Raw genomic sequence first — 22246 nt, forward strand, 5'->3', positions numbered from 1 at the left:
TGGAATACCATGCCTGCCGGCATCTTACCTGAAATGCCCGGATATATCTTATGAAAAAAACTTTCCTTTTAATGCTGTTTTCGGTTGTTACGGTTGGGGCGCTGGCGCAAAAGCCGCTGAGTAATAGCCGCATCAGTGGATTTTACACTTATATCTACCCGCTGGACGACGCGGCGGCAAGGCTGTTCTACGCCAATAAACCCCAGCTCATTAACGATCAGATCCTGCGCCTGCCGGTAGATTCGTTCCCGGCCGATAAGCCCAAAGCCCTGCACCTGCCCGCGGGCAATTACCTGAAGGTAACCGCTGTTGAAAACCGTTTGCAATACCAGTTGATAGAGCAGCGCACGGCCTGGTTTAAGCTGCTGGATAACCACCGCGATCTGCAATTTGTGCTATTGGACAGCGCCCATCAGGAGGTGGCTGACGCCTTGGTATACAGCGGCAATAAACAAATTATGTACGATACCGGGGCCCGCTTATATCATACCCCTAAAACAAAAAAGGATACCCTGTTGCGCATTAGCTACAGGGGCGTCAGCAATTTTTATAAGGTAAAGGAGCAGGTTTACCGCCCCTATCAGCGCAATGATAACCGGAGCTGGCTGGCTAAGTTTTGGGCAAAGATTACACAACCCTTCCGCAAACTGTTTAAAAAAGAAATACCTAACCGCTATGCCGACCCTAAAACAAACCCGGGCTACCTGGTATTTAACAAGCCAAAATACCGCCCCGGCGATACGGTTAAGCTGAAAGCATTTGTAGTGAGCAATGGCGGCAAGAAACCCATAGGCGATAGCAAGGTGATTGTTCGATTAAAGGATGACAGGTGGGCCGATGGCAAGATCATTGGCTATGCCACGCCCTACCGCAAGGGCGGTTACGAATACCGCTTTAAACTAACCGATAGTATGGATTTGCGGCTGGACAGGGATTACTACATCAGTTTGGAATCTTTATCGAGCAAAAAATATAACCTGGATAATTACGATGGCGATAACGAGGAAGCTTACCTGGCCAGGCGTACGGTATACCAGCAGGGCGTGTTCCGGTACGAGGATTATGAGCTGACCACCAATAAATTCACCGTCAGGGCCGATAAAGCGGAGCATTCGCCGGGGCTGCCGGTATCGTTGTATTTCCGCGCGACAGACGATAACGGGTTGGATGTACCCGATGGGCGGGTGGAAGTTGTGCTGCAGGCGCAAAACGCTTATGACTTTAAAGGCGCACATGTTTTTGTACCCGATACCCTGTGGAAACATACCATGCCGTTGGAGCAGGTAGGTGAAACTAAACTCACCCTTCCCGATTCGGTATTCCCCAATGCAAGGATATCCTACATGGCCCGCGTAACGCTGCTTAATAGCAATAACGAGCGCCGCGAGCAAACTAAATATCTCACATATATTAATCAGCCGGGCAAGATACTCAACAAGCTGGATGCTGATACTCTGAAACTGAACTACCAAATACTGGGGCGCGAACAAAAAGCCTTAGCCACCCTTTACACCCTTGGCGATCATAACGATACGCTCTCAAAAGCCGGCATTAATTTACCGGCCCGGTTAATCATTGATCCAGCGGTAAGTACCTATATAGTTAAAGCCGACAGCATAAGTACAACTATCAATGCATCGCAGTTTAACGCGGGGATCAACGCGTCGGGTTACCGCACTGCCGATTCCTTATTTATTAACGTTACTAATCCGCACCGGGCCAAGTTGTGGTATACTATATTTGCCGGCAACCGTGTAATGGAAAGGGGTTGGGGTACTACCCTTAATTATGCCAAACCTTTCCCCCACCGCGAAAGCGTATCCGTACTGATTAATTACCTGTGGGCTGGGCGCACCCAGTACCAGGAGATCAGGGTGCCTTATCAGGATAAATATTTATCCATAGGTGTAAAGCAGCCGGTCACCGTTTTTCCTGGTCAGCAGGCGGATATTACCATCAATATTAAGGACGACCAGGGCCGTCCTGTACAGGGCGCCGACGTAACGGCTTATGCCATCACCTCAAAATTTGAAAATTATCGCCTGCCAAATATCCCTTACCTGGGCAAAATATATCCCGACAGGAAATACGGCAACGCCTTAAATATGCTGCAGCCCGGCAGCAACGGCAGCTTAAAGCTAAACTGGCTGCGCTGGAGCAGGCAAATGGGATTGGATAGTATTGAGTATTACAAATTCACACACCCGCTTACCATATACCAGCAAGCCGAGGCCAACCCCGACGACTCTACCCAAATAGCGCCTTTTGTGATGAAGAATGGCGACATTATCCCGGTACATATTTTGTATATCGACGAGGTGCCGGTGTATTTCAGCAAAACAAGCGATGTGCAGCGGTATAGTTTCAATGTAAAACCGGGCGTACATACGCTGCGTTTCCGTACTGCCAATCAACAAATCCAGCTGCGGGATGTAAATGTGCCTGTGCATAAAAAACTGATCTTATCCTTAAATGCTGATACGCTAAAAAATAAAGCCGCCGGGTTTAAGACGATGCCGGATACGCTCACCACTTACGAGGCAGACCTGATCAGTAAATACCTGATTGGCATTGTGCCCAATTATGGCGATCGGATGGCAACAGTTAAGCAGGATAACCGCATCTTTTTGCTGAATGGTGAGAACATGGGTTACGCGTATTATAACAGATCAAGCCAGTCTAACCTGCTAACCATTGGCCCTGTTAGCGGTAACCTGGCAACATTTAGCCCAAAAGGCGGGGAAGCCTGGTATTTTACGGCCGAAAATGGCTACTCATACCAGTTTGAACCCGGGTTGATCAGGCAAAAATCACTCCCAACCAGGTATGGTTTCGGTAAAAACTTAAACACATCTAACCGGCTAACCGATTACAAGCAATACGCGCTAACCCAAAGGGCGGTGGATACCCTGTGGCAAAACTACCTCGATCTGCGCAGCAACACAACCGAACTTTTTCCTGTCAGCTATAATTATGGCAGCAATGGTGGCGAACTGAATATCACTGTTGGTAAGCTGGGTAATGGCAGCAGCCCCTTTGTAAAAAATGTGATCGTATATAAAAATAATGATCCGGATTTTATGAGCATTTTTTCGGGTAACCGCACCTATTTAGGCCGTTTTGCACCGGGCAGGTACCGCATCCTTTATTTGCTGAAAGGCAATACTTACTTTTTGCAGGAGGATGTGATGATTAAACCGTATGGTAAAAACTTCTACCATACAGGCACCATCAAACCGCATGAGGCCGATAGCATCAGCAGGAAGATTGCGGACATTATTGATAATTACCAGCGCTATGCCGGTAACAACGCACAGGTGGTGCAGCAAATAAAAGAAACTTTTAATGACAAATACCTGGATGTTAGCCAACTAAACGGCGAGATGGACGGCTACGTTTATGCGCAGGATGATAAAATGCCCCTGCCGGGCGTAACCATAAAAATAAAGGGTACATCAACCGGTACAAATACCGACCGCAATGGATATTTCCGGATCAAAGTACCTGAAAACGGTAAGCTGGTGATCAGTTACATCGGATACATAGTGGAAGAAACTCCTATCCGTAAAGGGCAGCGCGTTAAAGTATATTTAAAACCCAGCTCCCAATCACTACAGGAAGTTGCAGTGGTAGGTTATGGAGTGCAAATGAGGCGCGATGTTACAGGCTCCGTCTCCAGCATCAGCACCGCACTGGCGGGTAAAGCAGCAGGGGTAAATATTATGCTGCGAGGCAATAGCAGCATCCAGGGAGGAAGCGCGACGAAACCCGTTGTAGTGGTTGACGGAGTAGTTGTATCATTTGATATGAGCACAATGGACCCGGCGCTGATTGCCGATATCCAAATTTTAAGCGGAGCTTCGGCAACAGCCTTGTACGGAGCAAATGCTGCAGCGGGCGCTATCATTATCACCACCAAAAAAACAGCAGGCAAGGGTTTAGCTAACGATGCGGCCCAACCGCAAACATTGCGCAAAAACTTCTCAGATTACGCTTACTGGCAACCCAAACTCATCACTAATGAACAGGGCAACGCTACCTTTAAAACCACTTTCCCCGATGATATTACCAATTGGCGTACCGTGGTGGCTGGCATGACTGCTAACAGGCAATCGGGCGTAGCCGAGGGCAGCATTAAAGCATATAAGCCATTGAGCGCTAACTTTACCGCGCCGCTGTTTGCCATCAGGGGCGATGTGTTGAACCCTATAGGCAAGGTGCTGAACTATACCACCGATACCGTAAAGCTGCAACGCGTCTTTAAATACAACGGCGTATTACAAAGCGAAAAGGACATCACTATAAAAAATTCGCTGATAGATACCTTTACAGTAACTGCTACCGGAAAGGACAGCCTGAGTTTTGAATACACCGTAAAACGGGCCAATGGTTATTTTGATGGAGAGAAGCGGAATATCCCGCTATTTGAGCAGGGCACATTGGAAACCAAAGGCACCTTCGCGGCGCTGGATAAAGATACTACCCTCATCATTCAGCTGGATCCTAAGCTAAAAGAAGGCACTTTCCGGGCCGAAGCATCGGTACTGCCATCGCTGTTAGATGAAACGCAGCGCCTGCGCGATTACGAATACCTGTGTAACGAACAGCTGGCATCTAAACTAAAAGGACTATTAGCCGAAAAGAAGATCAAGGCTTATCTGAACGAACCTTTTAAGTACGATAAAAACATCAGCGAGATCATTAAAAAGCTACAGGAGAACCGCCGCGCGCAAGGCACCTGGGGCTGGTGGAAGGATACCGACGAAGAGCTGTGGATCAGCCTGCACGCGGCGGAGGCCCTGCTGGAAGCCGAAACGCAGGGCTTTAAAACGCTATTGGATAAGCAAAGGTTGATAGATTACCTGCTTTACCAATCGGCCGCTTATAAAGGGGAGGACAAGCTAACGGTAATGCTGTTGCTTAAAAAACTGGGCGCCAAAGCGGATTATGCAGGGATCATCGCCGCTTATCAAAAAGAACTTAGTCCAAAATACAAACCCAGCCTGTACGATAAGCTGCGCCTGATGCTAATAAAACAGCAGAACGGCCAGCCCTTACAGCAGGATAGTTTAATGAAATGGATGCACCAAACCATGTTTGGCAATGTATACTGGGGCAACGCTAACTACAGTTTTTTCAGCAACTCGATACACGAAAGCCTGTTAGCTTATCAACTATTAAAAACGGAAGGCAAACACCCCGATCTGTTAGCCCGGCTGCGCAATTACTTTTTAGAACAGCGCGGGGACGGTTACTGGCGCAATACTTATGAATCGGCACAGATACTGGAAACCATACTGCCTGATCTGCTGATTGGAGGTAAAAAGCCCGGGCCATCGGTAATTACCCTTAGCGGGAATAAGAACGAAACCGTTACCAAATTCCCCTATACTACAACCCTTAGCGGGGATGCGGCTTTGACGGTAAAAAAGACCGGCACTATGCCGGTATACATTACTGCTTACCAAAAGTTTTGGAACCCCAAGCCCGAAAAAGTGAGCAAGGATTTTACCGTTAATACCCGGTTTGTAAAAAACAGGGATACCATTACCACCGTAAAAGGCGGTGAGGCAATTACCCTAAGAGCCGAAGTTATTGCCCGGGCCGATGCCGACTATGTAATGGTAGAGATACCTATCCCGGCTGGCTGCAGTTACCAAAACAAGGAACAAGCCTATGGTAATAACGAAGTGCACCGCGAGTACTTTAAAAACAAGGTGAGTATTTTTTGCCGCAAGTTATACGCCGGTAAGCATGTTTTCACCCTTACGCTAACGCCACGTTATGGCGGCACCTACCAGGTAAATCCCGCCAAAGCGGAAATGATGTACTTCCCTGTATTTTATGGCCGGGAAGGAATGAAGATATTAAAGATAGACTAAACCTGAACCGATGCGCAAAACGCTGGGCGTAGCGGGGTCAAAATCCCCGCTTACGCACCAGCTTTGCCGAAAACTTTTGCTCGCCTTCGGCCTTAGGCTTAGCCTTTACCCCCTCGGCGCCGTAGCTGCGGGCCATTTTGGCTACCCGTTCTTCCAGCGTTTCGGTGGTTAGTTTTTCGCGGCCCAGGCTATCTACCATTATCGGGAAGGCAAAGGGCGTAGGCCGCTCAATTTGTTTGAGGATGACCGTTTGCTTGCTGATACGCTGTAAAGCTGCCCTTAGCCTAAACTCTTCTAACTGAAAGGCCAGCGCCTCGTTATAAGCCTGACGCACCAGCAGGTTATCCGGCTCGTACTCGCTAAACACCTCGAACAGTAAGGAAGTTGATGCCTGCAAATGCTTGTTCTTCATCGTTTGTCCCGGGTAACCGGTAAACACCAGGCCGCCAATATGCGCTATATCCCTAAAACGGCGCCGGGCCATTTCGTTGGCGTTCAGGCTGTGCTGGATATCTGCCAGCAGGTTGTTAATGCTAAACAGGTCGTCGGTCTCCAGGGCGGCTTCAATGGGGATATCCTCGTCGGTTAACAGCTCAAAACCATAATCATTCATGGCGATAGAATAGCTGGCGCTTTTAATTTTAGAGATGCGGTAAGCCAGCAGCGATGCCATCCCCTCGTGCACCAGCCTTCCCTCAAAAGGATAAAACAGTAAATGGTGCCCATCCGGCGAGTGGAACGATTCGATCAGAAATTCGTGACTTTGCGGCAGGTGCGATAAGCGTTTCTGCAACTCAAATAATGGTTTCAGGGCAATCACTTCTTCATCCTTTTCAACCCCATGCGCCACCTCATCCAGCTTATCCCTGAACACCGCCGAAAGCTGCGACGATAACGGCATCCTGCCCCCTGCCCAGCTGGGGATGAGCCCTTTTTTTGCGTTCGATTTTTTCACATAGGCCGTCATTTCCTTTACCTTAATAAACTCCACACTGCGCCCCGCGAACCAAAACACATTGCCGGGTTTTAATCGGGAGATAAAGCCCTCCTCTATCGTACCCAAACTGCCGCCGCTCAGCCAGCTTACCCGCAGGCTTAATTCGCTGGTAATGGTACCAATGCTTAAACGGTGCCGCATGGCCACCCGGCGGCTGTTCACTTTATACAGGCCGTCGGCCACCTCTACTTTCAAAAATTCATCATAAGCCGCCAGCGTTTTGCCGCCGTTGGTAATAAACTCCAGCAGTTTGCCAAACTCATCGCGCCGTAAATCCGCGAAAGCGAAGGTTGATTTTACCTCGGCATATAATTCCTCGGCCCGGAAACCATCCGACACAGCCAGCGTCACCATGTATTGGATCAGTACATCCATGGCCAGCAGCACCGGGTCGCGGCTTTCAAATATGCCTTGTTTTATCGCCTGTTTTAAGGCCGCTCCCTCCAGCAATTCCAGCGAGTGGGTCGGCACAAAATAAGCCAGCGATGTATCACCCGGGCGGTGGCCGCTACGGCCGGCCCTTTGCATAAAACGGGCCACCCCTTTGGGACTGCCCACCTGCACAATGGTATCCACCGGGCGAAAATCGACCCCCAGATCCAGGCTCGATGTACATACCACCACCTTCAGGGCCTCGGCATGCAGGGCCTGCTCTACCCAGTTACGCAACTCGTTATCCAGCGACCCATGGTGCATGGCCATAATGCCGGCGTATTCGGGGTAATTATCTAAAATAGCGTGGTACCAGATCTCCGACTGCGACCGGGTATTGCAAAATATCAGCGTGGTTTTACTGCGGGCCACTATTTCCATTACCTGCGGCAACAGCTTGATCCCGATATGCCCCGTCCACGAATAACTCTCCACATCATCGGGAATAACCGATTTAATCACCAGTTTTTTATTTACAAAAGCACGCACCATTTTCACCCGGTCGGGTGGGAAGGTATTACCTAAAAGCACCTCGGCGGCTTGTTCTAAATTACCGATGGTGGCGGAGATCCCCCAGATTTTAAGTCTGAAGTCGGGAGTCGGGAGTTCTAAGTCATCTTTTTTAACTTTCGAGTTCGGGCTCCCTACTTCAGACTTTAAAGGAACTTCAGACTCAGAACTTAAGACTTTTAACTTGGAAAAGGCCAACTCCACCTGTACCCCGCGCTTGGTGCCCAGCAACTCATGCCACTCATCGCACACTACTACTTCCAGGCTTTGGAACAGTTTAGGATATTCTTTTTGGGCCAGCATCAGGTGCAGGCTTTCGGGGGTGGTGAGCAGCACTTCGGGCAATTTGGTTTTCAGGGCGGCTTTTTGCGCGGCGGATGTATCGCCGGTACGGGTCATAATTTGCCAGGGCAGGCCAAGGTCGTTACATACCTCCTGCATGGCTTTGCGGATATCGTTGGTGAGCGCCCGCAACGGGGTAATCCACAACATCATTAAGCCGTTATTTTTTCGGGTAAGATAAGTTTCGGGATAGCGGTTAATATAAGCCGCCAAAAAGGGCAGGAACAGCGCGAAGGTTTTACCGCTGCCTGTCGGCGCGTTCAGCAGGCCCGAAAAGCCCGAAAGATAAGCCTGCTCCATCTCTTTTTGAAACGGAAACTGCTCCCAGTTCTTTTTAAGATACCATTCGCGGATGACCTGCTGACCAATACTATCCATGCTGCAAGTAACAAAATTAGGTTGATTTGGTTAGAATGTTCTGGTTTTACTCTCCCGACTAATAATCTAATAAAAAAACGGGAGAACCCTTCTTTCTGCAGAAGACTTCTCCCGTTCGTTCGAACTGACATCGTGTTTTAAATGATATTACGCGTAAGTCACGTTCATAGTAATCGGTACGCTTAGTGCTTTGGAGATAATGCAATTGGCTTTAGCGCCTTCGGCAATCTCTTTAAATTTGGCTTCGTCAACACCTGCAATAACACTGCCTTTTAGTTCCAGGTGAATATTGGTGATGCTGAGCGCCTGCATATCCAGGTCGAGGATGGCGTCGGTGGTCAGGTCGCCGGGAGTAAAGCCTGCCTGTGTAATGGCCGCGCCAACCGCCATGGTAAAGCAGCCTGCATGAGCGGCGGCAATCAGTTCTTCGGGGTTGGTGCCAATACCATCGGCAAAACGGGTTTTAAACGAGTATTGGGTTTTGTTAAGCACAGTGCTTTGTGTGCTGATCTCGCCCTGGCCGGCCTGTAAAGTACCGTTCCAATGTGCATTTGCTGTACGTTTCATGGTTTTTGTATGTATGGTTTTATTTTCGAATTTAGTATTTATTTATGCCATTTGGCACGCTCATATTGTACGGGCCATTTTATATCATAACCTAACTGGTGCGCAGCCCTTAACGGGAAGTTTGGATCGCGCAGCATTTCGCGGGCCAGTATCACCAAATCGGCCTGGCCTGCTTGTAAAATGGCTTCGGCCTGCTCTGCTTCGGTAATTAAACCAACAGCCCCGGTGGGGATACCGGCTTCCTTGCGAATCTGTGCGGCAAACTCAACCTGGTAGCCCGGCCCAACCGGAATTTTTGCACCGGCAACATTACCGCCTGTTGAGGTATCTATCAAATCAACGCCTTTTTCTTTCAGCAATTTAGCTAATTGTACCGAATCATCAATACTCCAGCCGTCTTCGGTCCACTCGGTGGCCGATAAGCGGACAAGCAATGGCAGTTCATCGGGCCAAACCTGTTTTACCCCGTCAATAATTTCCAGCAGCAAGCGCACGCGGTTATCAAATGCTCCGCCATACTCGTCGGTACGCCGGTTACTCACCGGCGATAAAAACTGATGGATCAAATATCCGTGCGCACCGTGCAGTTCAATCACTTTAAATCCGGCTTTCAGCGCACGGGCGGCGGCGGCCTTAAAATCGCCCTTTACTTTTTCAATGCCAGCCTTGTCTAATTCATCCGGCGCTTCTTCATTTTCGGCAAAGGGGATAGCGCTTGGGGCTACAGCCTTCCAGCCGTTCGGCTCATCGGATGGGATCTGTTTGCCGCCGTTCCAGGGTTCAACATGGCTGGCTTTACGCCCTGCATGTGCCAGCTGTATGCCGGCTATGGCGCCATGCTGATGAATAAAACCGGTAATCTCCTGCAGTTTTTCGATATGTTCATCTTTGTAAATACCCAGGTCGGCAAAAGTAATGCGGCCCTCGGGCGATACGGCCGCGGCTTCGGTAATGATGAGGCCTGCGCCGCCTACAGCACGACTGCCCAAATGCACCAGGTGCCAGTTGTTAGCAAAACCGTCGGTACTGCTATACTCGCACATGGGCGATACAACAATACGGTTACGCAGTGCTACAGATTTGATTTTAAATGGAGTGAATAGTTGCGGTATCATGCGTCAAATGTATCGTTGTAATCTTGCATTTGAGGTTATGGTTTTGTCAAAATATCATGAATGATAGATTATGATATTGAGCGGACAATTTGTGGTGACGAATTAACCACAGAGGAGACAGAGAAGGGAATCACAAAGAGCACTAAGCTCTAATCAGTCATCATGATAATACTTTTAACTTTGTGCTCTTTGTGCAAACCTTTGTGAACTTTGTGGTTAAATCGCCACCTGCAATACTAATGACTGATGACCAGGGCTGATGACTATTCCTCATGTTTCATAGGCACTACCAGTACCGGTATTTCCGAATGGCGCACTACATGCTCGGCTACGCTGCCCATTAAAAAGCGGTCTATACCGCTGCGGCTATGCGTACCTATAACGATCAGATCAGCCTTAAAATCCTTACTGCAATTAATAATGCCATCGGCAGTATCGCCATATTCGGTAAAGTTGGTGATCTTCATATCCTCACCGTATTTTTTTATAGTCGCGGCTATCATATTGCGTGCACGTTCGTCCTGTATATGCATTAATTCCAAAGCCATCACCTCCGATCCGCTATCAACGGGCATAGCCATGCCAGGGTCTACCGCTGTATTGGTTATTGGGGTAACAACCGGTTCAATAATATGCACCAGGCCTACTTCAGCTTTTAGCTGATGCGCCAGGTTGAAACCATATTCGGTGGCATACTCGGCAAATTTGTTGTCATCCAGGCCGATTAATATCTTTTTCATTTTCAGGCAGATTTATTTTGTGATAATGTTACTTATTAATAACGCTATTAAAGATAGATATGTTTTACTTATAATTAACGTCGCTGCGCACTATAAATCCCCACTTTGCCGCTGCACAAATAAGCTACAAAACAAGCCACCGCGTAAAACACCACAAAGCCGCCGCCAAAAAGCTCCATCCCCATAATGGTGCAGGCCAGGGGTGTTTTAGTCGCCCCCGAAAAAACAGCAATAAATCCCAGTGCCGCAAACAGGCTAACCGGCGCGTTTAAGATCCCCGCCAGGGTATTGCCTAAAGTAGCACCGATATAAAATAGTGGCGTCACCTCTCCCCCTTTAAAACCTGTGCCTAAGGTTATCACGGTAAAAATCAGTTTCCACAGCCAGCTAAAAACATCGGCGCCGCCTTGCTGAAAGGCCGATACAATGGTTACCGCGCCGGGATATTCGGGGTTAACCCCCAGGCTTAAATAATCGGGCTTGCCTATAAGGTAAGTTAAACCAATGATGATCAATCCGCCACAGATGGGTATCATCCAGCTGATTTTGATCCATTTATTAAACAGGTTTTTAACCCCATGTGCCGCTTTGGCAAAAGCGTAACTTGCCAAACCGAAGATGGCTGCCGCCGGGATAGTTTTTAAGATGAGCCAAATATCAAAATGGAATTGCCTACCGTAAAACAGGTATCCGCCGGGGATGTTGTTGATATGATAAGGTGTATGTGCCACGTGCCAGGCCGCAACGGTATAATCGCCAACAAAACCGGCTATTAAACAGGGGATCAGGGTATCATATTTCAGGCGGCCGACAGTCAGTACCTCCAGCGCGAAAATGCAGCCGGTAAACGGCGTACCAAACACCGCCCCGAAGCCGGCGGCAATACCGGCGGTTAATACCATTTGCTTATCGGCTTCGTTCAGCTTAAACCAGCGCGAAAGCAGGTTGGCCAAACTGCCGCCAATTTGTACGGCCGTACCCTCGCGCCCTGCCGAGCCGCCAAACAGATGGGTAATTACCGTGGTGACCAGTATCAGCGGGGCCATGCGTTTGGGCACACCCGCTCCGGGTTGATGGATCTCGTCAATAATGAGGTTGTTGCCTTTTTCGGATGAACCACCGTACCATTTATACAGCAGATGAATCACCACGCCCGCCAACGGCAGCAAATACAGCAGCCACGCATGCTGAAAGCGGAAATGGATAGCCCAATTGAGCAGCACTAAAAACAGCGCCACCATACTGCCAATAGCTACAGCAACAGGTACCGCAACAAGCGCGGGCCGGATAACAGATGTTGAAATAATTTTTTTAAGCATAACCTACAGGCAAATAAATATATATTATTTGGGTAGGCGTCATCAGCTTTGCAGCGGTTCAATTAGGTGGTACACCATCACCTTTGTTAGGCAAATATAGTTAAAAGTCTGAAGCCGCAAGTCCAAAGTCGTTTTTGTGATTATCAAGATAATTGCCTTAACTTCGGACTTTCGACTTACAACTTCAGACTTATAATGAGCATCTCCCCCGAAATAGAAAAAAGAATTGCCCAGCTACAGGAAAAATATGAGGCCATGGGCCAGGATATGTCGTCGTACCTGGATGGTTTGTTGTACGCTGATTTTTTAACTTATTGGGATTATATCCACCTGGATACATTGCTGAGCCTGCAAAGCCCTAAAACGCCATTCCCCGACGAGGAGATCTTTATCATCTATCATCAGATCACCGAATTATATTTTAAGTTGGCCCTGCACGAGTGTAAACAAATTGCAGAGGCACAACCCTTAACCGCCGATTTCTTCACCGCGCGTTTAAAACGCGTTAACCGCTATTTTGAAGCGCTGACGCAATCGTTCGAAATTATGGTGGACGGGATGGAGAAAGAGCAGTTCCTGAAGTTCCGCATGTCGCTGCTGCCGGCCAGCGGGTTCCAGTCGGGCCAGTACCGCATGATAGAGATCTACGCTACCGATTTTATTAACCTGGTAGCTAAGGATAAGCGCGAAGAACTGCGCGGGGCTACTATCGAACAACAATTTGAACACATCTACTGGAAATTTGGCGCGACCGAATTAGCCACCGGAAAGCAAACCCTTACGCTGAAACAATTTGAAAAAAAATACGCCAAAACCTTTACCGAACTGGCACAAGCTACCACTACGCTAAACTTTAACGCGCTATATAACCAGCTTAAAAGCGCCGGGCAAGCCACCCCGCAAATGGAGCAGGAACTGCGCAACCTGGATGTAAACGTAAATGTGAACTGGCCGCTATCGCACTATAAATCGGCCGTGCGCTACCTGCACCGCGAGCCCGAAGAAATTAAAGCCACCGGCGGTACCAACTGGCAAAAGTACCTGCCTCCGCGTTTCCAGAAGCGGATATTCTATGCACAACTGTGGAGTGTTAATGAGTTGGAGGATTGGGGCAAGGCTTGGGTGGAATTGGCGTTAAAAGGCTAACAACCACCATCGCCAATTACATTTTTCTGCCATATAATTTTATTACCTTGTTTTAAGGTTATTAGGGCACGTAATAAATAATACTCATCCCCCGCTTGTTTGTAATAGGTGTTTTTAATACTTAGGCTGAGATCTTTGTATTTATAGGTCCCTAATTTTTTGTTACCTCCCCTTATTTGCTTAAATTTTACAGGTTGGTTATTCAGGTATAATAATATGTCCTGAGAATTGTCTAAAATCAAAAAAAGGCCGGCTTTCATGTCTGCTTTAGATAGGTAATAAGAATCACCACATCCCATCATATCATCAGGAATATTCTTAAAGGTCGTTAATGTAACACCCTTGACCCATGGTTTATTCTGAGCATGTAGATTAACACTAAAACATGCGGCTATCACCATTAATAGTATAAAAATGCGTCTCATAATAAGCTAACCTATTATAAATATATGTTTTAATTAATGAATTTCCTAACTTGCCACTTTTCGAATTATATATCTATACGCCATGACTGAGACGCTGGACATTAAGATCACCAAAACACAAAATTCGCGTTTATCGCAAACGGATTTTAGCAATTTACCTTTCGGACACATTTTTACCGATCACATGTTTGTGGCCGATTACGCCGATGGCGAATGGAAGAATTTTGAGATCGTCCCTTACGGCGAAATTGGGTTAAGTCCCGCTATTTCGTCTATCCATTATGGACAGGCATTTTTTGAAGGGTTAAAAGCCTACAAACACGCGGATGGCACCGTTACGGTGTTCCGCCCCGAAAAAAACGCGGCACGTGCTAACAAATCGGCCGAACGCCTTTGTATGCCAACTATCCCCGAAGACCTGTTTGTAAACAGTATTGCGGCACTGGTTGACCTGGAGCGCGACTGGATCCCTACCCAGCCTATGCACTCGCTGTATATCCGCCCGGTAATGTTTGCTACCGATCCATTTTTGGGGGTTAGTCCGTCAAAAACCTATAAATTTATTGTGTTAACCTGCCCGGTTGGCCCTTATTTTTCTAAACCGCTGCGTGTGAAATTTGAAACGCATTACACCCGTGCGGCCGAAGGTGGTTTTGGTTATGCCAAAGCAGCAGGTAACTATGGCGGCAGCATGCTGCCATTTAAAAAAGCGGCCGAAGAAGGTTTTGATCAGATTATCTGGACTGACGCTAAGGAACATTTATATGCCGAGGAAATGGGCGCCGCCAATGTAATGTTTGTGCTGGATGGCAAACTGATCACCCCTTCAACCCGTGATACCATTTTAGATGGTGTAACCCGCGATACCGTTTTAACATTGGCCCGCCATTGGGGTATGCCGGTTGAAGAACGCCGCGTATCTATTGCCGAAATTGTTGAAGGTGCTAAATCGGGTAAACTAACCGATGCTTTTGGCGCCGGTACCGCCGCTACAATTGCCCCTGTGGGCGCATTCCATTACGATGGTGTGGAATATAAGCTGAGCGATCCCTTAACCCGTGAATTTTCACAAAAGGTGTTAAAAACGCTGGATGCCATCCGTTACGGTAACGCGCCGGATGAATTTGGCTGGAATTATATTGTGGCTTAAGGGAGATTTAACCACAAAGGCCACAAAGAAAAGAAACCACAAAGGGCACAAAGTTGATATAACTTTGTGCCCTTTGTGCAAAAACTTAGTGTACTTAGTGGTTAAATAACCCCTTACTTCACCTCTTTCAAATACTTCACCATATCATCACCCAAACCAATATTCAATTTGGTAAGCTTGGCTATGTAAAACGCCCGCAAGGCCGGCCACGTATAGTATGGGAAAGTGGATGCGGGCAAACCGCTTAGCTTAACTTCCTGTTCGTTCAGCAATATCTTTACCAGCAAGTCGTTACTGCCGCTTTTACGATAAAATACCCATTGGATATTAGCGCTTAGCGGAATAATTTCCGACGACCACCAGGCCGCGCCCAAATTGGTAATATCAGTGCCTACTTTATCAGCCTTTGCTATCCCCAGCAAGGTGGCAAACGGCGATATGGTTTCGGCATGGGCAAAGCGCAGCTGGGCGTTTACCGGCGCGCCTTTAATAAACTCGTCGGTAGTATTTATAAAATCTACCAGCAGGGGTGCGGCAATACGTACCTGCAGGCCGTTATTATCAGCGCCCGGGCCTTTTTTCAGGTAATCATCGGCCATGTCAATCCTGCTTAAGGTTATTAATTCCGAACAGCTGAACAAATCGTCAAAGTCCACCTCAGCCGGCTTAATACCAGCCTTTGGCAATTCAGCTTTTAAGGATGGCACAATGGTGGCAAAACCAAACACATCGCTCACCAGCTTATCCCTATCTTCGGGTTTAAGCGTTTTAGCAAAATCCGGTTTTAGCCATTTTTGGGCAAGTTTGCGGTTAAGCTCGCTTATCTTCAGCTTTTGCTGCAGTTGTGTCATGGCGGTTTGCCAGCTGCCGTTTTCTTCAAACGCCAGGTAGGCCGGCGATGCATCATAAAACCGCAGGCCGGTATCATCTGTGTATCGTTTAATGCCGGCGCTATCTTTAAACCCTGCTTTCAGGCCAGCTAAAAAAGCATCGGCACTTTGCCCGGTACGCACCTCTTTGGTAATGCCCACCCTTAGCTTTGGCGCTACGCTAAAAACCTGCGGGTAATGTTTAAACATCCGCTCGCCTATGCCCTGTAATTCGGTACGCCCCTCGGCCGATATGGATTTTATCTGGCCGCGTTCAACCTTATCCAGCGCCAGCACCATTTGTTTTAACTTTTTACCATCATTGGTTAAAGCCTTTGCGCTATCGGCCTGCATTAACAGCCTATAGGCGTAGGCGGTAGTTACATCCTTAGTTAAATGCCTGGCGCCATGCCTGCCCACATAGTTAATAAATACCGGCGCATAACCTGCGGGGGCCGCCTTTACTTTATCAGAGGGGGCTTCGTAAAGCGTTTTGGTACCTAAATAATTGTAGCCACACTTTTGCGCTTTACCGGCAAAGGGCAAAAGCAACAGGCAGGCAAAAGAGCTTAGTTTAATATATCTGGACATCATAAGGTATGATACAAACAAACTCAGGACGGCAAAACCATCCTGAGTTACGTTTTTATTTGTACGGATAAACCTTAGTGTTGGTTACCGGTACCATCACTTTGGTAAGCACCTATATCTTTACCCGGCAGCATAACATTGGCCCCTAAGGCACCGGTTGAAGTTACCGCTTTTAAGGGTGCAAAATCGGTTTTGCCTTTACCTATGGCCGGAGAACCTGGCTGCAGGCGGAAGTTAGATGCACCAACAGTTAACAAATATAAAGGCTGCGCCGTATATGATACCGCCCCGGTTTGTGTACTGTAATCAAACTTATCTACATCAAAACCATAAAATAAGGGATTGTTTTGCTTGGCGGTGCCATGTATATCGTTAGCTTTAAAAGTAGATACCCCATCGGTTGCCCTAAACTGGGCTACAATACCGGCCGAGTTGCCATAATCGTAATTATTATTGTAGGCAATGTTAGGCAGATCGGCATCGGTAGTAACCCGCAAGCCAAAACGGCAGTTTACCATCAGGTTATTGTAAACCAGGCCACGTGCCCCCTGCTCGTAATTGATAGAGCCGCCACGGCCGGTTTTGGTTTGGCGCCAGCCACCGTTAATGATGGTATTGTTATACATGTTTACGTTACACTGTATTACCGTGGTACTGGTGTTGGCCGCCTTAAGCGAGTTGGTAGCCGCGCCTATACAAAGGTTATAAGCTAAATCGCCTACGGTACCGCTTTTCATGTTAAAGAACTCGCCGCCGGCTTGCCCGCACGATTCAAACGTGTTGCGCATAATACTGATATTGCCGCCGGTAGTACGTATGGCATCATCCTTACTGCCGTAGATCCAGCAATCTTCCATAATAAAGTTTTTGTTCAGGTTGGCAAACAAGATCAGGTAACGCGGATCGCCTGATGCATATGGCGGGTTACCAATGCCCGACGGGCCGCCGGCGAACTCGATGTGCGTCCATTTTAAAATCAGATCGCCGCCCTTATATGGGTTGGGCTGATTGGGATCGGGTGCGGGTGCCGGGGCGCAAACTATACCACCCCAAAGGCCGGCAAAAGCGTTAGCCTGTATGCGTTGCGCATCGGGCACTGTTATCCAGTTTGGGTCGGTTTGTGTACCTAAACTAATAAAGGTGCCGTAAATAGTTAATTGCGGGCTTTTAGCCGCCGATGTACCATCGCCTATGGCAATAAGCTTCACGCCGCTTTGCATTAGCAGGGTATCGCCGTTGTTTACGGTTACATCGCTTTTAAAATAATACGTTTTACCGCTTACCATGGTGCCTTTTACACTGCCTTTCAGTGTGTCGGATGTGATAGCCGCGCCGGCTTCAACCGTAGGTTTCGAGATATTTACAACTTCCTTTTGATGGCAGGCCGACAGCAAATACATGCTGCTGATAATAAGTGCCAGGTTAATAATTCTTTTCATATCAGTATGGGTATATGAGTGTAATACTTTTATAATTTATAGCGTAAACCAAGCAGGTAAGTCTCTCCGTACCTATCGCGGCGCACAAATACGTTTTTACCGGGCGTTTGCAGTTCAACAGGCAATACGGTTGAAGCCGGATTGTATGCCCTGTGTAGTTCTAACTGAAAAGGTGTATTTAACAGGTTGGCCGCTTTTACATAGCCGTAAAAATGCTTGAACAGTTTTTTCTCCACCGAAACATCCAGCTGCGTTGATGCCTTTTGCCAGATATCATTATCCAGATAAGGCGATACCGAGTTAATGCGCGAGCCGGTGTATACCACTGCTATCTGCGCATCTAAACCTGCCTTGGCGCTTTTGTATAGTAAGGATATGTTGCCGATGTTTTTAGATTGGCCTTGTAACGGACGGGTTTGCATTTCAGCGCGTTGGGTTAAAAAGCCGCTGGCATCGCGGTAACGCACATATTTTGAGGTAGTGATCTTTGAGTTAGTGAACGTATAATTTGCCCTGATACCAAAGTTGTGTACATACTTGGTAAAATCCAGCTCGAAACCATAGTTTGTGCCGGTACCAAAATTATTGGCCTGTAACGAATAACCGGTAGCGCCGCCTGTATTTGATGTAATGGCAAACTCAATAGGATTATTAATCTGCTTGTAAAAAGCGCCTACTAATAATTGATCGAGCCCTTTAGGGAAAAACTCGTAACGCAGATCGTAGTTATCGGCGGTTACGCGTTTCAGATTGGGGTTACCGATCTCGGTATAATCGGCATCCGGGTCGCCGCCGGTATGTGGCACCAACTCGTAAAAACCAGGGCGACTGATACCCGAATAATAGCTTAGGCGCAGGTTTTGCTTATCATCCAGCTTATATTTAAAGGCAAGGCTTGGCAGCACATCATAATACTGGATATAGCCTGTTGTACCTGCCAGTTTTTGCGACGCGCCGGTTTGCCAGCTTTGGCGGGTATACTCGGCACGTACGCCGCCAACCGTTTGCAGTTTACCTATCTGAAATTTAAACTGGCCATAATAAGCGCCAACTTTCTCGTTAAACACATAGTTCAGTGCATCGTCCGATGTACCCTGGGTATTGAAGAGCTGGAAGGTATTATTATCAATATTATCAGCTACGGTTTGGGTTGATGGCACCGGCCTCAGGCTGTAGCTATCGTAAATGCTGGTACGGTCTTTATCGCGAAACATGCCGCCCGCGCTAAAATCTACATCGGTGCTGAATAATTTTGGCGTGTAGGTAAAGTTTAAATAAGCTGCTTTATCCCTGTCCGAGTTTTTGGCCCAAACATGTTGCTGCCCGCCCAAAGCATCAAAGGTAGGGGCTATCTGGGTGCCGTTAGGCAATACACCGGTTGATATTTCCAGGGTAGCACGGTCGGGCTCGTTAGCTTCGGCTTTTGAATACACCAGCGACCAATCGGCACGCAGTTTATCCATTAAAGTATGGTTACCTTTCAAAGTCAAGTTATAGATCTGCTGAACGCTGCGCGCGCTCCGTTCGTTGATCTTTACACGGCCTACCCCCATGCCGGTACGGCCCAGCACCAAATCGGTATCTGATGCAAAACGGTATTGGTTTTGGGTAAGGTTAAGGTATGCGGCATACAGGTCTATCTTGTTATTACCATCAAATTTGTAATCAGCCTTGGTATGGATACCAGTACGCTGTTGTTGGATGCTATAAACGCGGCTTTCAATATCCGAGACCACGGGCTCGTTATTGGTACGGTCTACATCGGTACCAAAATAAACGCTGTTGTTACCACGGTAGGTGTTTTGGTAGCTTAATGCTGCCAGCACACCCAGTTTTTTATCGGCGGTACGCCCACCCACGGTTAAGCCCAATATAGTTGATAGCGGCTTGTTTGAGTTTACTTTATAACGGTTGGTACTAAAATCGGCATTGGTTGCCAGGTAGCTATTGCCGTTGGCTATACGTGGCGATGAATTGGCTGATGAGTGGTTAAAGTTAATAAAGTTCTGATCAAGCACAATTTGTGAATAACCCGCACCAACATTAGCATTAACGGTAAAATTATCTGGCGCATCTTTTAATACCAGGTTCACCGCGCCGCCAATAGCATCAGCCTCCATATTGGGGGTAAGTGATTTGTAAATCTCCAGGCGGTCAATAATATCTGCCGGGAAAATATCCAGTGGTACATAACGGTTCTTGTTATCAGGACTGGGGATTTTAACGCCATTGATCAGCGTACTGATATAACGCTTCTCCATCCCGCGGATGATGGGATACTGGGCTTCGCCATTGCTGCTGCGCTCAACCGATACGCCCGATACACGCTGCATTACGTTGGCTACCGTAATATCCGGCGATACCTCAATGGTACGGGCCGATACGGCATTCAGCACCTGGTCGGCACGCTGTTCAATACGGCGGGCAGCCTGGTCGCTTCCGCCGGCACTGCGACCGCCAATTACAACTTCCTTTAAATCGTTCCCTTTGGCTTCCAGTTGCAACCTTACAGTGACGATAGCACCATCGGTTACAGTTACATCTTTATCTTCATCCTTATAGGAGATGTATTTAGCCTCCACCTCGTACTGGCCGGCGGGGATGTTTTTAAAAGTAAAACTGCCATCTAAACCAGTGCTGGTTGCAGCCTTAAAATCTGTTTTTTTGTTTTTGATATGTACAGTGGCGCCAATGAGTGGTTCGCCACTTTTTTTATCGGTAACATTTCCTTTAATGATACCACCGGCATAGGCAAAGCCGGTTAACAGGAAAAGTATAAAAAGTGGGGTAAAGATTCGCTTCATATTATACGGTTGAATTTCCCAGCAAAGGAAAACTAACAGTATAATCAAAACATCAAATAGCGATTAAGCTATTGTTAGATAAACTTTAAAAGCAGGTTTAAAACCAGCTGCTAATTAACATTAAAATAAAGTATCGGTTAAGGCAGTGTTAACTACCAGCCTTCCTGACCGCGATTGGTTAAATGTTACGTATACCGACAAATAAATCCCCCGTGCAATTTATTCAACCGAAACGGTTAAACCTTCCTGCTGAAGGATCTTGCGGTAGATCTCTACTTCGGTGAACGAACCTTCCAATATGGCGCACTTGCCCTCGTTATGTACCTTCCAGGCAATTTTTTGGGCCTGCGGTTCAGAATAGTCCAAATATTTGATCATACAATGGATCACATGGTCGAATGTGTTATGATCATCGTTCCATAATATCAGGCGGTGCATCTCCTTTAGCCCCGCCAGTACTTCCTCAAGCGTGAATGTTTCTTCTTGTACCTCTGTTGGCATATGTAAAAGCAAAGTTACTTAAAAAGCAACAATAAATATGTTAAAATAGTGTTGATACAGCGCATAAACAACGATTTTTTTGTTCAGCAGAAATTAAACTAAATACCCCAAACCCACCCCGACATGAAAATGCCCTTATCTTTTATTTGTACGATCAGCCTTTTCTTTTTAATGGCCGCTTCGGTTAATGCGCAATCAAAAACACAAGCCAATACATTACAGCCGCCACCTGCTGGTGTTAAAATAGACGGCGACCTGAAAGACTGGGGCGATAGCCTGCGCTATTATAACGAAGAGAAAAAACTAAACTACAGCCTGGCTAATGACAATGAAAATATTTACATGGCTATCCGCATCAGCGATCATACCGAACAGGTCCGCATTTTAGGCGCGGGTTTAACGCTGAGCATTGATACTAAAGGAAAAAAGAAAGCCGCCTATACATTAACCTTCCCCGTAGCGGAAACAGGTGCAGACAATAAAACGGCGATGGAGGCTCTGGCCCGCCGCAAGCCCGGCGAAGAGAATGTTACCCAGGAAGACCGCGACGCGCTGTTACGTGCCCGCTTAACCAAACTGCGCGATATTAAAGTAAGCGGGTTTAAGGATATAGAGGGTGAGATGATCACCACTACCAATACCTACGGTATCCGTGCGGCTATTAATTACGATGCCGATGGTTACCTGATTTATGAAGCATCCGTCCCGTTAAAATTCTTCGGCGATTTTAAGGCTGATAAAGACCAATGGGCCTTTAACTTTAAAATAAACGGCCTAACCAAACCCGAGCCCGGCCAGGGTGGCGGCGGACAGCGTGGCGGTGGCGGCCCCGGTGGTATGGGCGGCGGAATGGGCGGCGGCGGAATGCGTGGCGGCGGCCGACGTGGCGGCGGTGGTGGCGGCATGCGCCCTTCAGGCGGCGAAAACCAATCAACCGACAGGGCCGAACTTTTTAAATCAGTTGATTTTTGGGAAAAGTATTATATCAACGCCGCCCGTTGAAAATAAGCAATGCATAGCCCACTAAAGGAGTAGCGGG

General features: G+C 47.5%; 14 protein-coding genes and 1 riboswitch. Of the genes, 4 read left to right on the top strand and 10 right to left on the bottom strand.

From position 1 onward, the window contains the following. Positions 1-50: 50 nt before the first annotated feature. A complete protein-coding gene (locus AC07M6_RS20910) occupies positions 51-5882 on the top strand; it encodes an alpha-2-macroglobulin family protein (protein ID WP_494892831.1) in 5832 nt (1943 codons plus the stop codon). Between the two features lie 37 nt (positions 5883-5919). Here AC07M6_RS20910 and AC07M6_RS20915 read toward each other — a convergent pair whose 3' ends face one another. The 5 genes from AC07M6_RS20915 to AC07M6_RS20935 all read right to left on the bottom strand — a co-directional run bounded on the left by AC07M6_RS20915 (position 5920) and on the right by AC07M6_RS20935 (position 12282). After that, positions 5920-8541, bottom strand: a complete 2622-nt coding sequence (locus tag AC07M6_RS20915) for a ligase-associated DNA damage response DEXH box helicase (RefSeq protein WP_494892832.1) — start codon at positions 8539-8541, stop codon at positions 5920-5922. A 147-nt stretch (positions 8542-8688) separates the two neighbouring features. Further along, positions 8689-9108: an OsmC family protein gene (locus AC07M6_RS20920; RefSeq protein WP_494892833.1), complete on the bottom strand. Its 420-nt coding sequence runs from the start codon at positions 9106-9108 to the stop codon at positions 8689-8691. A gap of 38 nt (positions 9109-9146) precedes the next feature. Continuing rightward, entirely contained in the window at positions 9147-10223 is a 1077-nt protein-coding gene (namA, locus tag AC07M6_RS20925) for an NADPH dehydrogenase NamA (protein WP_494892834.1), read from the bottom strand. Between the two features lie 263 nt (positions 10224-10486). Next, positions 10487-10963, bottom strand: a complete 477-nt coding sequence (locus AC07M6_RS20930) for a universal stress protein (protein WP_494892835.1) — start codon at positions 10961-10963, stop codon at positions 10487-10489. 74 nt (positions 10964-11037) lie between these two features. Continuing rightward, positions 11038-12282, bottom strand: coding sequence for a voltage-gated chloride channel family protein (locus AC07M6_RS20935; protein WP_494892837.1), 1245 nt, complete (start codon positions 12280-12282; stop codon positions 11038-11040). Positions 12283-12308: 26 nt separating this feature from the next. Then, a riboswitch (Fluoride riboswitch) is annotated at positions 12309-12373 on the bottom strand. A 104-nt stretch (positions 12374-12477) separates the two neighbouring features. On the opposite strand from AC07M6_RS20935, the gene AC07M6_RS20940 reads away from it, so the two are divergent. Beyond that, on the top strand, positions 12478-13428 hold the full coding sequence (locus AC07M6_RS20940) for a tryptophan 2,3-dioxygenase family protein (RefSeq protein ID WP_494892838.1): 951 nt from the start codon (positions 12478-12480) through the stop codon (positions 13426-13428). Here the strand turns inward: AC07M6_RS20940 and AC07M6_RS20945 are convergent. Then, positions 13425-13853 carry a hypothetical protein gene (locus AC07M6_RS20945; RefSeq protein WP_494892840.1) on the bottom strand — a complete coding sequence of 143 codons (429 nt, stop codon included), beginning with the start codon at positions 13851-13853 and terminating at the stop codon, positions 13425-13427. The two genes, AC07M6_RS20940 and AC07M6_RS20945, sit on opposite strands and share 4 nt — an antisense overlap. 82 nt (positions 13854-13935) lie before the next feature. Here AC07M6_RS20945 and AC07M6_RS20950 point away from each other — a divergent pair, with 82 nt between their 5' ends. Then, positions 13936-15003, top strand: coding sequence for a branched-chain amino acid aminotransferase (locus AC07M6_RS20950; protein WP_494892842.1), 1068 nt, complete (start codon positions 13936-13938; stop codon positions 15001-15003). Positions 15004-15116: 113 nt separating this feature from the next. On the opposite strand, the gene AC07M6_RS20955 is transcribed toward AC07M6_RS20950, so the two are convergent. The 4 genes from AC07M6_RS20955 to AC07M6_RS20970 all read right to left on the bottom strand — a co-directional run bounded on the left by AC07M6_RS20955 (position 15117) and on the right by AC07M6_RS20970 (position 21207). Continuing rightward, on the bottom strand, positions 15117-16466 hold the full coding sequence (locus AC07M6_RS20955; RefSeq protein WP_494892844.1) for a histidine-type phosphatase: 1350 nt from the start codon (positions 16464-16466) through the stop codon (positions 15117-15119). A 71-nt stretch (positions 16467-16537) separates the two neighbouring features. Further along, positions 16538-17902: a hypothetical protein gene (locus AC07M6_RS20960; protein WP_494892846.1), complete on the bottom strand. Its 1365-nt coding sequence runs from the start codon at positions 17900-17902 to the stop codon at positions 16538-16540. Positions 17903-17931: 29 nt separating this feature from the next. After that, complete coding sequence (locus tag AC07M6_RS20965; RefSeq protein WP_494892848.1) at positions 17932-20706, bottom strand: TonB-dependent receptor; 2775 nt, start codon at positions 20704-20706, stop codon at positions 17932-17934. Between the two features lie 219 nt (positions 20707-20925). Continuing rightward, complete coding sequence (locus tag AC07M6_RS20970; RefSeq protein ID WP_494892850.1) at positions 20926-21207, bottom strand: ATP-dependent Clp protease adaptor ClpS; 282 nt, start codon at positions 21205-21207, stop codon at positions 20926-20928. A gap of 123 nt (positions 21208-21330) precedes the next feature. On the opposite strand from AC07M6_RS20970, the gene AC07M6_RS20975 reads away from it, so the two are divergent. Beyond that, positions 21331-22209, top strand: coding sequence for a hypothetical protein (locus tag AC07M6_RS20975; protein ID WP_494892852.1), 879 nt, complete (start codon positions 21331-21333; stop codon positions 22207-22209). Positions 22210-22246 lie beyond the last annotated feature (37 nt).

The sequence above is a fragment of the Mucilaginibacter sp. GW821-FHT07H05 genome (genome assembly GCF_059418485.1).

What these genes read in the sequence shown, in the direction of transcription:
- AC07M6_RS20910 (WP_494892831.1), top strand. Translation starts at nt 51, where the DNA reads ATGAAAAAAACTTTCCTTTTAATGCTGTTTTCGGTTGTTACGGTTGGG.
- AC07M6_RS20915 (WP_494892832.1), bottom strand. Translation starts at nt 8,541, where the DNA reads ATGGATAGTATTGGTCAGCAGGTCATCCGCGAATGGTATCTTAAAAAG.
- AC07M6_RS20920 (WP_494892833.1), bottom strand. Translation starts at nt 9,108, where the DNA reads ATGAAACGTACAGCAAATGCACATTGGAACGGTACTTTACAGGCCGGC.
- namA (WP_494892834.1), bottom strand. Translation starts at nt 10,223, where the DNA reads ATGATACCGCAACTATTCACTCCATTTAAAATCAAATCTGTAGCACTG.
- AC07M6_RS20930 (WP_494892835.1), bottom strand. Translation starts at nt 10,963, where the DNA reads ATGAAAAAGATATTAATCGGCCTGGATGACAACAAATTTGCCGAGTAT.
- AC07M6_RS20935 (WP_494892837.1), bottom strand. Translation starts at nt 12,282, where the DNA reads ATGCTTAAAAAAATTATTTCAACATCTGTTATCCGGCCCGCGCTTGTT.
- AC07M6_RS20940 (WP_494892838.1), top strand. Translation starts at nt 12,478, where the DNA reads ATGAGCATCTCCCCCGAAATAGAAAAAAGAATTGCCCAGCTACAGGAA.
- AC07M6_RS20945 (WP_494892840.1), bottom strand. Translation starts at nt 13,853, where the DNA reads ATGAGACGCATTTTTATACTATTAATGGTGATAGCCGCATGTTTTAGT.
- AC07M6_RS20950 (WP_494892842.1), top strand. Translation starts at nt 13,936, where the DNA reads ATGACTGAGACGCTGGACATTAAGATCACCAAAACACAAAATTCGCGT.
- AC07M6_RS20955 (WP_494892844.1), bottom strand. Translation starts at nt 16,466, where the DNA reads ATGATGTCCAGATATATTAAACTAAGCTCTTTTGCCTGCCTGTTGCTT.
- AC07M6_RS20960 (WP_494892846.1), bottom strand. Translation starts at nt 17,902, where the DNA reads ATGAAAAGAATTATTAACCTGGCACTTATTATCAGCAGCATGTATTTG.
- AC07M6_RS20965 (WP_494892848.1), bottom strand. Translation starts at nt 20,706, where the DNA reads ATGAAGCGAATCTTTACCCCACTTTTTATACTTTTCCTGTTAACCGGC.
- AC07M6_RS20970 (WP_494892850.1), bottom strand. Translation starts at nt 21,207, where the DNA reads ATGCCAACAGAGGTACAAGAAGAAACATTCACGCTTGAGGAAGTACTG.
- AC07M6_RS20975 (WP_494892852.1), top strand. Translation starts at nt 21,331, where the DNA reads ATGAAAATGCCCTTATCTTTTATTTGTACGATCAGCCTTTTCTTTTTA.